The sequence below is a fragment of the Paractinoplanes lichenicola genome (assembly GCF_016785085.1).
In the GTDB taxonomy this organism is placed as follows: Bacteria; Actinomycetota; Actinomycetes; order Mycobacteriales; family Micromonosporaceae; genus Actinoplanes; species Actinoplanes lichenicola.
This window is the reverse complement of sequence record NZ_JAENHO010000008.1, coordinates 305,371-318,818: the sequence shown is the minus strand read 5'-3', so window position 1 is coordinate 318,818 and position 13,448 is coordinate 305,371. Positions and strand designations below refer to the sequence as shown.

General features: G+C 69.8%; 8 protein-coding genes. 6 read left to right on the top strand and 2 right to left on the bottom strand.

What is annotated here, in order from left to right; all coding sequences use genetic code 11:
- Window positions 1-55 precede the first annotated feature (55 nt).
- The 6 genes from JKJ07_RS28485 to JKJ07_RS28460 all read left to right on the top strand — a co-directional run bounded on the left by JKJ07_RS28485 (window position 56) and on the right by JKJ07_RS28460 (window position 7,714).
- Window positions 56-1,366 carry an ABC transporter substrate-binding protein gene (locus JKJ07_RS28485; protein ID WP_202994882.1) on the top strand — a complete coding sequence of 437 codons (1,311 nt, stop codon included), beginning with the start codon at window positions 56-58 and terminating at the stop codon, window positions 1,364-1,366.
- Window positions 1,363-2,259: a carbohydrate ABC transporter permease gene (locus tag JKJ07_RS28480; RefSeq protein ID WP_202994881.1), complete on the top strand. Its 897-nt coding sequence runs from the start codon at window positions 1,363-1,365 to the stop codon at window positions 2,257-2,259. Before JKJ07_RS28485 ends, JKJ07_RS28480 begins: the two co-directional genes overlap by 4 nt.
- 2 nt (window positions 2,260-2,261) lie before the next feature.
- Window positions 2,262-3,149 (top strand): carbohydrate ABC transporter permease, encoded by an 888-nt coding sequence (locus JKJ07_RS28475; RefSeq protein WP_236030040.1) that lies wholly within the window; start codon window positions 2,262-2,264, stop codon window positions 3,147-3,149.
- A gap of 5 nt (window positions 3,150-3,154) precedes the next feature.
- Window positions 3,155-4,201, top strand: coding sequence for a LacI family DNA-binding transcriptional regulator (locus JKJ07_RS28470; RefSeq protein ID WP_202994880.1), 1,047 nt, complete (start codon window positions 3,155-3,157; stop codon window positions 4,199-4,201).
- 30 nt (window positions 4,202-4,231) lie between these two features.
- Window positions 4,232-5,329 (top strand): glycoside hydrolase family 53 protein, encoded by a 1,098-nt coding sequence (locus JKJ07_RS28465; protein ID WP_202994879.1) that lies wholly within the window; start codon window positions 4,232-4,234, stop codon window positions 5,327-5,329.
- A 951-nt stretch (window positions 5,330-6,280) separates the two neighbouring features.
- Window positions 6,281-7,714: an NAD(P)/FAD-dependent oxidoreductase gene (locus JKJ07_RS28460; protein WP_202994878.1), complete on the top strand. Its 1,434-nt coding sequence runs from the start codon at window positions 6,281-6,283 to the stop codon at window positions 7,712-7,714.
- On the opposite strand, the gene JKJ07_RS28455 is transcribed toward JKJ07_RS28460, so the two are convergent.
- Both JKJ07_RS28455 and JKJ07_RS28450 read right to left on the bottom strand, forming a co-directional pair.
- Window positions 7,711-8,532, bottom strand: coding sequence for an ATP-binding protein (locus JKJ07_RS28455; RefSeq protein ID WP_202994877.1), 822 nt, complete (start codon window positions 8,530-8,532; stop codon window positions 7,711-7,713). The two genes, JKJ07_RS28460 and JKJ07_RS28455, sit on opposite strands and share 4 nt — an antisense overlap.
- 48 nt (window positions 8,533-8,580) lie before the next feature.
- Window positions 8,581-13,359 (bottom strand): PDDEXK-like endonuclease domain-containing protein, encoded by a 4,779-nt coding sequence (locus tag JKJ07_RS28450; protein WP_202994876.1) that lies wholly within the window; start codon window positions 13,357-13,359, stop codon window positions 8,581-8,583.
- Between the last annotated feature and the right edge of the window lie 89 nt (window positions 13,360-13,448).

Sequence of the window (13,448 nt, the reverse complement as noted above, 5' to 3'; positions counted from 1 at the left end):
CCCCGGCAGCGACTGAGCCGCGCGCCTCCGCGGCCCCATCGATCGAGGAGCAACGATGAAGAAGACACTCGCCTCGGTGTTCGCCGCGGCGCTGCTCTTGACGGCCACCGCGTGCAGCTCCGGCGACGACTCCGACGACGCCCCGGCCGCCGATCCCAACGAGAAGGTCGCGCTCACCTATTGGAGCTGGGCGCCGAACATGGACAAGGTCGTCGAGGGCTGGAACGCCGCACACCCCAACATCCAGGTGACCGTGAACAAGCAGGACGGCGGCGACCCGGCCGTGGCCAAGCTGCTCACCGCGATCAAGGCCGGCAGCGGCGCCCCCGACGTCATGCAGGCCGAATATCAGAAGATCCCCACGCTGGTGGCGGCCGACGCGGTGGCCGACATCGCCAAGGAGGCGGGCGACCTCAAGGCGAAGTTCCCCGAGTCGGCCTGGAACGCGGTCACGCTCGGCGGCGAGGCGCTCTACGGCGTTCCGCAGGACTCCGGCCCGATGATGTTCTTCTACCGCTCCGACGTGTTCGACAAGGCCGGCGTGCAAGTGCCGAAGACCTGGGACGAGTACGCGGCGGCCGCTCGCAAGATCCACCAGGCCAACCCGAAGCAGTACCTCGGCACGTTCTCCTCCAACGACCCCGGCTGGTTCGCGGGCCTCTCCCAGCAGGCCGGCGCCTCCTGGTGGGGCGTGCAGGGCGAATCGTGGACGGTCGCGATCAACGACGCCAACACCAAGAAGGTCGCCGACTTCTGGGGCGGGCTGGTGCAGGAGGGCGTCATCAACAACAAGCCGATGTACACACCCGAATGGAACGCGGCCCTCAACGACGGCACCCAGGTCGGCTGGCTCGGCGCGGTCTGGGGCCCGGGCGTACTGGAAGGCAATGCGGCCTCGACCAAGGGCAAGTGGAAGACCGCGCTGCTGCCCAACTGGGACGCCGCGGCCCCGGCCAACGGCAACTGGGGCGGCTCGGCCACCAGCGTCACCTCGCAGAGCAAGCACAAGGCGCAGGCCGCCGAGTTCGTGAAGTGGCTCAACACCGACCCGGCGGCGCTCAAGGCCCTGGCCGGCACGGCGAACGTCTATCCGGCTGCCACCGACGCCACCAGCGTCGCGCTGACCCAGCCGCCCGCGTTCTTCAGCAACCAGCCCGACTTCTACACGCTGGCCGCCGAGGCCGGCAAGATCACCAAGCCCTTCACGTACGGTCCCAACGTCAACGTGGCGTACAGCTCCTACAACGACGCGTTCGGCAAGGCCGCGGAGGGCAAGCAGGCGGCCGGCTTCGGCGCCGCGCTCGACACGATCCAGCAGGCCACGGTGGGTGACCTGAAGAACGCCGGATTCACCGTCGCCGGATGAGGACCCGAGGGGCGCCGTACGCATTCCTGGCCCCGGCGCTGGTGTTGTTCGCGGCGTTCCTCGCGGCGCCCGTCCTCTACGCCGGCTATCTGAGCCTGCGCCGGGTCAAGGTCAGCGGTCTCGGCCTCGGCGCGGGCGCCCGCACCGAGGTGTGGGCCGGGCTCGGCAACTACACCCGGTCGCTGACCGACCCCGAGTTCGTGCCCAGTGTGCTCCGCGTGGGGGCGTACGGGCTGGTGGTGGTGCCGGTCATGCTCGGGCTGGCGCTGATCCTGGCCCTGCTGCTCGACGGCGGACGGACCCGGGTCGGCACCTTCACCCGCACGTCGATCTTCCTCCCGTACGCCGTGCCGGCCGTGATCGCCTCGCTGCTGTGGGGCTTTCTCTACCTGCCCCGGGTCAGCCCGATCGTCGACGTGCTCGACCGCGTCGGCATCACCGCCCCGGACGCCCTGAGCTCGGGCTGGGTGCTCTACGCGGTGGCCAACATCGCGGTCTGGGGCGGCACCGGGTTCAACATGATCGTGCTCTACACGGCGCTGCGGTCCATCCCGACCGACCTGTTCGAGGCGGCCCGCATCGACGGCGCCTCCGACATCCAGATCGCGCTGCGCATCAAGATCCCGATCATCGGGCCGTCGCTGATCATGACGTTCCTGTTCTCGCTCATCGCCACGCTGCAGGTCTTCGCCGAGCCGATGACCCTGCGCCCGCTCAGCAACACCATCTCGACCACCTGGACCCCGCTGATGAAGGTCTACCGCGACGCGTTCGTCCGCAACGACATCTACTCCGCCGCGGCGACGTCCGTGGTGATCGCGGCGGCCACGTTCGTCATCTCGTACGGGTTCCTCAAGCTCGTCGGCTCGCGGGCCTTCAGTCAGGAGAGCTGACCATGGCCGTCCTCATGTCGCCGCCGGCCTTGCGATCGGAACCCGCCGCGTTGCCGAAGCCCCGCCGGGTCAGCCCCACCGCTACTGTCCTCCTGCTGCTCGGGGCCGCGTACTGCCTGCTGCCGGTGCTCTGGGTGCTGATCGCCTCGACCAAGAGCGCGAGCGAGCTGTTCAACACGTTCACGTTCCTGCCCAGCACCCATCTGTTCGACAACATCGCGTTCCTGAGCAGCTATCGCGACGGCCTCTACTGGCGCTGGATGGTCAACTCGGCGATCTTCGCGGGCGGCGGCGCGGCGGTGTCGGCGCTGGTCAGCGCGATGGCCGGGTTCGCCCTGGCCAAATACGAGTTCCGGGGCAAGCGGGTGGTGTTCAACCTGGTGCTGGCGGGCGTGCTCGTGCCGGGCGTGATCCTGGCCGTGCCGCAATACCTGCTGCTGGCCAAGGTCGGCATGACCAACACGTACTGGGCCGTGCTGCTGCCGAGCTTCATTTCCCCGTACGGGATCTATCTGTGCCGCATTTTCGCCGCGGCCACCGTGCCCGACGAGGTGCTGGAGGCCGCGCGGATGGACGGCGCGGGCGACGGGCGGGCGTTCTTCCGGGTCGCGCTGCCGATGATGCGCGGGGGCCTGGTGACGGTCTTCCTGTTCACCTTCGTGGCCATCTGGAACAACTACATGCTGCCGTTCATCATGCTCGGCGACGACAAGCTGTTCCCGGTCACGGTCGGGCTCAGCGGCCTGCTCAACCAGGGCGCCACCCAGCCGGCCATGTATACGTCGGTCGTCACCGGCGCGTTCCTGTCGATCATCCCGCTCGTCGTGCTGTTCCTGAGTTTGCAGCGGTATTGGCGGGTTGACCTGGGTGCGGGCGCGGTGAAGATGTGACGTCTATGCTTCCCAGCGTGCCAACCCCGTCCGGACCAGGGCGCAAGCGGCCCACCATCCGCGACGTCGCGCGCGAGGCCGGGGTCTCCTACGCCACCGTCAGCCGCGTCCTCAACGGGCGCGAGTGGGTCAGCCCCGAGGCCGTTCGCAGCGTCCGGGAGGCCATTTCCCGTACGGGATACACCGCCAACCACCACGCCCGCTCCCTCGCCACCGGCCGCTCCGGGTCGATCGCGTTCCTGCTCACCGAGCCGCAGCACCTGCTCTTCGAGGACCCGAACTTCTCCGTGCTGCTGCGCGGCGTGGCCCAGGCCCTCTCCGACCGCGAGCTCACGCTGATCCTGATGATCGCGTCGACGCCCGAGGAACGCGCCCGCACGATCGCCTACCTCTCCGGCGGCCACGTCGACGGGGTGCTGCTGGTCTCGCCGCACTCGGGCGACCCGCTGCTGAGCCAGCTCGTGCAGGCCGAAGTGCCGATCGTGGCGTGCGGCCGGGTCCTCGGCTACGAACAGGTGATCAGCTCGGTGATGGCCGACGACCGCAACGGCGGCCGCTCCGCCGTCGAACACCTGATCGCGGCGGGCCGCACCCGGATCGCCACGATCACCGGCCCGCAGGACACGGCGGGCGGCGTCGACCGGCTCCAGGGCTACCACGACGCGCTGATCGCGCACGGCCTCACGATCGACCCGGCCCGGATCGTGCACGGCGACTGGAGCCGCGAATCCGGCGCGGCCGCCATGCGCACCCTGCTCGACCACACCCCCGACCTCGACGCGGTGTTCGCCGCCTCCGACGCGATGGCGGCCGGCGCCCTGCGCGTGCTCCGCGAGGCCGGCCGCGACGTGCCCGGCGACGTCCGGGTGGTCGGCTTCGACGACTCCGGCCTGGCCGCCACCACCGAGCCCCCGCTGACCACGGTTCGTCATCCCCTCGACCGGGTCAGCGAGGAAATGGTCCGCCTGCTCACCGACGTGATCGCGGGCCGCACTCCCCTCTCCATCACCGTCCCGACAACCCTCGTTGTGCGCGCCTCCTCTCCTTCCTGATCCCCCAGCGCCCCTTTCACAAGGAGCGACATGAAGAAACGGCTAGCCCTCACCACCGTCCTGGTCGTCCTCGCGACCCTCGTCCCCACTCCCGCCCAAGCCGCCAACACGCTGACCATGCGCGGGGCCGACGTGTCGTCGCTGCAGCGCACGCTCGACCTCGGCGGCAAGTACTACAACGCCTCCGGCACCGCCGCCGACCCGTACGACATCCTCAAGTCGGCCGGCGTCAACTACGCCCGCCTGCGCATCTGGAACAACCCGGCCAGCGGCTACAACAACAAGGCCAAGGTGCTCCAGCAGGCCAGGGCGATCAAAGCCAAGGGCCTCAAGCTGCTGATCGACTTCCACTACTCCGACACGTGGGCCGACCCGGGCAAGCAGTACACCCCGGCCGCCTGGTCGTCCCACTCGCTCAGCCAGCTCGGCACGGACGTCTACAACTACACGTACGACGTCTGCACCGCCCTCAAATCCCAGGGCACCACACCGGACAGCATCCAGGTCGGCAACGAGATCAACGTCGGCATGCTGTGGCCCCGCGGCCAGGTCGTCAACAACAACTTCGCGCCGCTGGCGAGCCTGCTCAAGCAGGGCTACAACGCCGTGAAGGCCTGCAACAACGCCACCCAGGTCTGGGTGCACGTGGCCGACGCCGACAGCATGGCCAACATGCGCTGGTTCTACGACGGCATCAAATCCCAAGGCGTCCCCTGGGACGTGACGGCGCTGTCCTACTACTGCATGTGGCACGGCACCTTGGCCAACCTCTACAACGTCATCACGGACGCCCGCACCCGCTACGGCAAGCCGGTAGTGATCGCCGAAACGGCCTACCAGTTCACGACAGCCGACGCCGACAACGAGCCCAACTCGATCCCCGGCACGGTCCTCTGCGACAACATCCCCGCCACGTGGGCCGGCCAGGCCCAGCAGTTCACATGGGTCCAGAACACGGCCCGCAACGCCGGCGCCATCGGCGTCTTCTACTGGGAACCCACGTGGTACGCCATCAAAGGCAACGGCTGGGACCCCGCCAACATCAACGGCACCGGCGACGGCTGGGACAACATGGCCGTCTTCGACTGGACCGGCCACATCAACCCCTCCATCCGCTGGACCCCCTAACCCCCTATCCCCTTTCCCCAGCTCCCCGGCCGGGCCCGGCTTTCCCCGCCGCGCCCGGCCACTGTCTGCCGCCCCGCCCGCACCAATCGGCGAGCACGCCCCACACCGACCCCGCCGGCCACCACGAAACACCGACCCAACCCCGCGCACCAAGCCCGCTCGATCGTTACTAAGTAAGTGCTGAACTAGTCCCACGCACCGAGCTCGCCGGCCGCCACTAAGTGCTGAACAAATCCTGCGCACCGAGCACGTTGGCTTCTCTTAGTGCCGAACTCTGGACCGGGTGGCGGCGACGTGGACCCGTACGGGAATGACGGCGTGGGTCGCGGCAGGCCCGTGAGGGAAGCCGGGATCGCGGAATCCTACCGGCCGAGGCGACGGTGAGCAGGAGAAACGCGACTGGCTCGAGCCCGTTACGAGCGAAGCGATGACTCCAGGCGCGAAGCGTCGGAGCGCAAGGCGGCACGGTTAGGTGGCGCGACCCACCACTCAGGCCCGCCCGGGTGAGAGAGTCGCCTGGCTTCGTCCCCAGCGCGGCAGCCAGACCACCCGGCGCAAGGGGATTACGCAGGTCAAGCATGCAATCAGCAGCGGGTGACCAAAGTCCTGGCCGTCACCGGTTCCCATGCAAGGTCGGGGGATGGGGTGACCACTGAAAGCGTAAAAACGTTCCTCCTAGCTTCAGTGGGCACCCCATCCCCCGGCCGTCCAAGCGCAACCAAAGATGAGGAAACCCAAAGAGCGTGTGAGGCATCAAACCCTTACGGTACCCAGACGACCTGAGGCATGATGACGATATCCAGGTTAATCCCGACCCAGGCTGGGCAAACCAAGAGATCAAGAGGCCCGCGCAAAGAGAGCGCCGGGCCTCCACAGTGTCGATACTCACGGCATAATTAGCCTGGTCAGGGTGCTCTACTAGACGAGACACCGAGCACCGAGGGAGTGGTAATGCAGCGGCATCGGGTGGCAGTCATCGGAGCCGGCTTCGGGGGCCTTTTCGCCATCAGGGCGCTCCGCAAGGCGAACGTCGACATCACGCTCATCAACGGCACGGCTTACCACCTTTTCCAGCCCCTCCTCTACCAGGTAGCGACGGGTGTCCTCTCCGAGGGCGAGATCGCACCCCCCATCCGTGAGGTGCTCAAGGGCCAGGACAACGTCGACGTCAAGCTCGGCTGGGCCCGCAACGTCGACACCGACCGCAAGCTCATCGACGTCGCCGGCCCCGGCATCGACTACACGGTCGAATACGACTCGTTGATCGTCGCCGCCGGCGCCTCGCAGTCGTACTTCGGCAACGACCATTTCAACGATTTTGCGCCCGGCATGAAGAGCATCGACGACGCGCTCGAGCTGCGGGCCAAGATCTTCGGTGCGTTCGAGATCGCCGACTTGCAGACCGATCCTGAGGCGCAGGAGCGCTGGCTCACTTTCGTGGTGGTCGGCGCCGGCCCGACCGGGGTCGAGATGGCCGGTCAGATCGCCGAGCTGGCGCACCGCAACCTGGTCGGGCAATACAAGCACATCGACCCGCGCAAGGCCCGGATCATCCTGGTCGACGCGGTCGGCGCGGTGCTCAACACGTTCGGCGACCATTTGTCGACCCGGGCTTTGCGTCAGCTGCACCTGATGGGTGTCGAGGTGGAGCTGAACACCAAGGTGGTCGACGTCGACCTGACCGGCATCGAGGTCGAGTCGGAGCGTGGTCATCAGCGCATCCCGTCGATGACGAAGGTGTGGGCGGCCGGGGTGCAGGCGCCTCCGCTGGCCAAGCAGATCGCCGCGTCGGCGGGCGCCGAGACCGACCGCGCGGGCCGGGTCATGGTGGAGCCCGACCTCACTGTGCCGGGTCACCCCGAGATCTTCGTGCTGGGCGACATGATGCACCTGCCCGGTGCGGACGGTCGCCCGCTGCCCGGTGTCGCGCAGGTGGCGATCCAGGGCGGGCGTTACGCGGCCGATGTCATCAAGCGGCGGCTGCGCCACAAGGACGCGCCCGACCCGTTCAAGTATTTCGACAAGGGCAGCATGGCCACGATTTCGCGGTTCTCCGCGGTGGCCAGCGTCGGCAAGCTGCGCCTGTCGGGCTTCTTCGCCTGGGTGATGTGGCTCGCGGTGCACGTGGTCTATCTGGTCGGCTTCAAGAACCGGTTCACCACGGTGTTGCACTGGGCGGTCAGCTTCGTCGGCCGGGGTCGTTCCGAGCGGGTGGCCACCGAGCAGCAGGCGTTCGCGCGTCGGGCCATGAAGGATTACGGCGACCCGTACAAGCGGGTCCGCGCGGCTGTGGAGGCCGAGACGTTGGCCGCCGCGCCGAGCGAGGTGCCCAGCGAGAAGCATCCCGCCGAGGCCGAGAAGACCAAGGCCGGCGTCGGCCGTTAGGGCTTGACTGTCGCCCAGACCATTTTGCCGTTCCGGGTGGGGAGGGCTCCCCACCCGGCCGAGGCCGCCTGCACCGTCCGCAGTCCTTGGCCGCGTATGTCCCACAGGTTGCCCGGCGGGTCTTCGGGCGGGTCGACGAGGTGGGGCATACGCGGTTCGCCGTCGGTGACGATCAGGTGCAGGCCACTGCCACGGCGCACGACGACGACGCGGAACGGCGTGCCCGCGTGTTCGACCGCGTTGGCCGCCAGTTCGCTCATCACCAGCCGCGCCGGGTAGAGCACTTCGGGCAGTCCCCACGCGCTGCACGCCTCGCTGACGAGGTTGCGGGCCAGCGCGGGGCTGTCGGGGTGCGGCGGCAGGTCGAGCCGGAGCCGGTCGGTGATCGGTCCGCCGGCCACTACCGCCGCGCGGGCCAGCCCCGGGTTTTCGAAGACAGGCAGGAAGTAGGGCGAGCCCAGCCGGTCGAGCCGCTGGGTCAGCGCGGCGCGCCGGGGCAGGCAGGCGGCCACTCGTACGGGGGGCTCCATCGCGGCGCCGACCCGGGAGACGGTCAGCCAGGTCGACACGCTCGCGGCCCGCGTGTCGATCACCTCGCAGAGGTCGATGACCATCGCGATCGGGTGTTCGCTCAGCACTTTCTTGACGGCCGTGAACGTGTCGCGACGCAGCGGACTGCCCCAGGTCCCGCGCACGGTGACGAGAGTGACGGCGCTTTCGGCGTCCGCTGTCACCGCCACCGCGCCGCTGGCGTCGCGGCGTTCGAGACGGCCGAGGGCATGACGTCCGCGCATGACCGGCCAACGATTGTTCTCCATGACCGGCCACGCCTACCCATCGAAGCGGCCACCATGCGCGAATACCGGCTATTCCCCCGAAAGGGTGTCACCTGATGGGGTCATGGACGTCTCGGGCGGCAGCAGCTCCCCCGAGATCGCCCGGTACGGCGGCCATTCCGGGACGGCGAGCTGGTCGACGCCGACCGGGTCGGCCAGCGCCCGGTCGATCGCCGCGCGCAGCCGGTTCTGCTCCTCGGCCGGGTTCTGATACCAGGCCACCGACCAGATCCGGTGCGTGTGCCAGCCGAGCTCGCGCAGCTCCTCGTCGCGCAGCCGGTCACGGTCGCGGGCCGACGGGATGTGCTGGTAGTCCGGGCCGTCGAACTCGATGCCGATGGCGAACACGTCGTCGTCCTGGTCGGGGTGCAGCACGGCCAGGTCGACCCAGTGCCCGGCCGCGCCGACCCGGCGCCGCACCCGATAGCCCCATGAGGTCAGGGCGGTCAGCACGGCGTCCTCGAACGGCGACGCGTCCTCGCGGTCGGTGATCTCGCGGCCCAGCGTGGCGGCCGACCGCTCGGCGTATTCGAGGTAGGCCTTGAGGTGCCGCACGCTCTCGTTGCCCATGTCGGGCACGTCCCCGGCCCGGATCGACGAGACCACCTCGATCCGTTCGCGGGCGCGGGTGATGGCCACGTTGAGGCGGCGCCAGCCCATCGGGCGGTTGAGCGAGCCGAAGTTCGTACTGATCTTGTCGTTCTCGTCGTAGCCGTAGCCGACCGACATGATGATCACGTCGCGGACGTCGCCCTGCACCGCCTCGAGGCTCTTGCAGAAGAACCCGGAGAGCCGGTCCTTGTTGTCGAAGTGGTGCTCGAGGTCGGGGCGCTCGGCGATGGCGTGGCGCACCGCGTCGTCGACGGCGTCGGCCTGCGCCACCGAGAGCGTGACCACGCCGAGCGTCTTGTCGGGCCGGGTCGCGTAGTGGTGCAGCACCCGCTCGGCCACCGCGTCGGCCTCGATCGGGTTGTCCGACGTGGTCTGCCGCCGATAGACGCCCTCGACCAGGAACATCTCGACGCCGTGGTCGGGCTCCTGCGGATAGCTGCGGGCCATGCCGACCAGCCGGCCGTGGTAGTAGGCGAGGTTGGCGAAGGCGAACAGCGCCTCGTGCCGGCTGCGGTGATGCCAGCCCAGGTGCAGGGTCGGGAAGGTCTCGCGGGCCAGCTCGAGGATGGACGGGAAGTCGGTGACGTCGTCGGAGACCCGGTCGTAGTACGAGGTCGGCGGCAGCTGCCGGTCGTCGCCGCTGACCACGAGCGCGTCGCCGCGATAGATGCAGTTGATCGCGTCGGCCGTGGTCACCTGCGACGCCTCGTCGATGACGACCATGTCGAACTCCATCTCGGGCGGCAGGTAGCGGCTCACCGCGAGCGGGCTCATCAGCAGGCACGGCTTGAGCCCCTGCACCGCGTGCCGGGCCTGGGCCAGCAGCTCCTGCACGGGCAGGTGACCGGACTGCTTGTTGCCCTCGCGCCGGATCACGCCGGGTTCGCCGCCGGCCGACGCGGACGGCCGCCGGGCCTCCACGGCGTAGACGATGTCGGCCAGCGCGGCCGAGGTCAGCTCGCGGTCGAGCAGCCGATAGACGTCGACCAGGTGCGTACGGTCCTCGGCGGCGGTCGGCTGCAGGCCCGGGTCGTCGCGGATGACGGCGTCGGCCCAGCCGCGGTAGAGCGAGCGTTCCAGCACCGGCCAGACCTGCTCGATCGGCGTCTCCTCGTCGGCGCAGAACTCCAGCGCGTCGGCCAGGCCGTGCTCGACCAGCACCCGCCGGGCGTCCTCGTGCCGGAACCACTCCTGCTGCCCCTCGCCGTCGTGCAGCAGCTCGACGAGCAGGTCGCGGGCGTTGTCGTAGTCGCCCAGCCGCTCGGTCAGCTCGGCGTGCCGGGCCGGGCCGAACGCGTCCAGCACGTGCCCCCGCGCCGACTCCCAGCCGGCCACTGCCGGGGACAGCTCCTCGGTCGGGTGGGCCTCCATCAGCGCGTGCGCCTGGTCCCGGGTCATCGGGGCGTCCTCGCCGGTCATCAGCCGCCGGGCCTGCACCGTCCACGCGACGACCTCGTTCATCGCCTCGTCGTCGGTCTTGGTGCCGCGATAGACCGTGCCCAGCACGGCCGAGTGCGTCGTGGCATCGGCCCAGATGGCGGCCTCGGCGTCGGTGGCGGCCTGGCGCTGCTCGGCGATCTCCATGGCCTCGGCGAGCGTGAGGTCGCGACCGGTCGGCACGCTGTAGGACCGGATCATCTCGGCCGCGGCGTGCAGCGGGGCGATGTGGGCGCGCAGCCACGTCACCGCGTCGGCGATCGCGCCCTCCCCCAGCTCGGGCCGCGGGGCCCGGGCGGGCGCCGGGCGCAGCGTGGTGCGGAACCGGGTGAACTCGTCGCGGGCCTCGCCCACGATCCGCAGCAGCGCGCTGTTGGGCCGGGGCGCGCAGACGTGCACGGTGACGGCGGGCAGCGCGTCGGCCGGCACCTCGCGGATCACCTCGTCCGCGGTGTGCAGGGCCTCCTGGACGGCGTGGAAGTCGGTGTTCATGCCCTTCCAGTGCCGGCCCAGCTGCTCGGCGTGCTCGGCCTCGGCCGCGGCCAGGTCCTCGAGCGCGTTCTTCCAGGCGGCGGCGTCCTCGACGTTGGCCACCGCCTGGGCCGGCTTGACGTCGGGCAGGGCGGCCTCGGCGGCCAGCTTCTTGTCGCGCCGATAGGGCCGCAGCAGCTTGCGGGGGCCCCGGTTGCGGGTGAGCCGGTCGGCCACCTCGGTGATCGGCTCGCCCAGCACCGTCTCGTCGAAGTGCTGACGGGCCTGCGACTCGGTTTCCCGTACGCGGTCGATCGCCAGCCGCAGGGCGCGCACCGCCGCGTGGGCTGCGGGCATCCCGCCGGTCTCGAACCAGGCCGGCTCGGGCTTGTGCTCGCGGTTGATCAGGTCGGAGATCGTGATGACCCGGTTCGAGTCGGAGAACGTGACCACGTTGGGCAGGCCGAGCCGCGCGGTGACCCGGTCCAGGCTCTCCTGGCGGCTCTCCAGCCGGTCGGCCTCCTCGGCGAACTTGTTGGCCAGGTGGTCGGCCTGCGCGGCGTTGAGCGGCTTGAGGTCGACGGCCTCGGGGATCAGGTGCGACAGGTCGGGGATGCCGGACATGTCGTCGGCCGACGGCAGCTCGGACCACGGGATGCCGCCGTAGCGCAGCGCGGCCAGGTGGTGGGTGAGGTCGGTGGCCGCCTTCTGCACCGGCTGGATGGTGTCGATCGTCAGCCAGTCCTCCTCGACCTTGACCGGGCGCTTGCCCGCGTGCGCCGAGAGGGCGGCCAGCCGGGCCGCGCCGGACGGCTCGTGCAGGTCGAACGCGTCGGCCAGGGTCGAGTTGGCGATCACCGTCTCGGCCAGCTTGCCCAGCGAGTGCAGGGCCTGGCGCAGCCGGGCGTCCAGCGGCTCGCGGTCGATCGCCTCGCGCCACACGTACGACTCGCTGCGCACCCGCCCGAGCCGGGCCACCGCGTCGTGGATGCGGTGGACGGCCTCCGCGGAGAGGTCGTGCGGGTCGACCTTGGCGACCGGGGCCGCGGGCACGTCGAGCAGCCGGGCGCAGATGCCGAGCACGTCGAACAGGCTGCGGCCGAGCGGTTGCCGGACGCGGTTCAAGGCTTCCGCGTACGAGGTGAGCCTTTCCCGCCGCTCGCGGACGGCCCGCCGGTCGATCGGGTCCATGGTCGCCAGCGGCACCGCGTCGGTCTCGAGGGCCGAGGCCAGCGCGTCGGCCACCTCGCGGCGCCCGGTCAGGTCGCTGTGCAGGGCGAGCAGGTAGTTGCCGAGCCCGGCCTCGGTGAGCCGGCGCTGCACAGTGTCGAGCGCGGCCGCCTTCTCCGAGACGACCAGCACCCGCTTGCCCGCGTGCATCAGGCCGCCGACGATGTTGGCGATCGTCTGCGACTTGCCGGTGCCGGGCGCGCCCTCGAGCACGAAGCTGCGCCCGGCCACGGCGGCGGCCACCGCGACCCGCTGCCCGGCGTCGGCGTCGAGGATCAGCGGCACGTCCTCGGGCGGGGCCACGACGTCGATCCGCTCGACCGGGGTGGGCTCGAAGGCGAACGTACGGTCGGCGTCGCGGGTCGCCAGCGCGCGGACGACCGGGTGCTCGACGATGTGCGGCTCGTTGAAGAACAGGTCGTAATACATCGCCTCGCGGTGCACGCTCAGGCAGGACAGGGTGACCGTCTCGTCGGCGTACCAGCCGCGCCGCTCGCCGATCGCTACGTCGACCTTGGCCCAGAGCACGGTGACGTCGAGCTCGGCCAGCGAGTTGATCTCGGGGATCTCGATGTCGAGCTCGCCCATCCGCACGACCAGGGCCGGGTTGACGATCGGGTCCTCGGGGCGGGCGATCAGCCGGGGGCCGGCCGGGTCGATCTCGACCGGGATGAGCAGGATCGGGCTCTCGTACGGGGAGCCGTCGTCGTCCGACCAGTGCAGCATGCCCAGGCCCAGATAGAGCGGGGACACTCCCCGGTCGAGCATCTCCTGGCGGGAGCGGCGCCAGAAGCCGTGCAGCAACGCACCGAGCTGCTCGTCGGCCAGCTCGGTGCGCAGCACGTGCCCGGCGGCGTCCGGGTCGTCGGAGTGGAAGGCGTATCCGCCGCCCTCCTGCAGGACCTTGACGATCGCCTTGGGCGCCGGGCCGGTGATCTCCACGGCGCCCGAGGCGACCCGGGCGAAGTTGAGCAGGGGGTTGGTGCCGGTCAGATCGACCAGGCCGGAGCGCCAGGTCTCCAGGGCCGATCTGACCTCGGCACCCGGTAGCCCGCTCAAATCCTCTTCATGTTCCGGCCACATGCCTCAATTCCAGCAACCGGACGGCCGTTACGTGGGGGATTCGGCGACCTGCTTCAGGATATTTG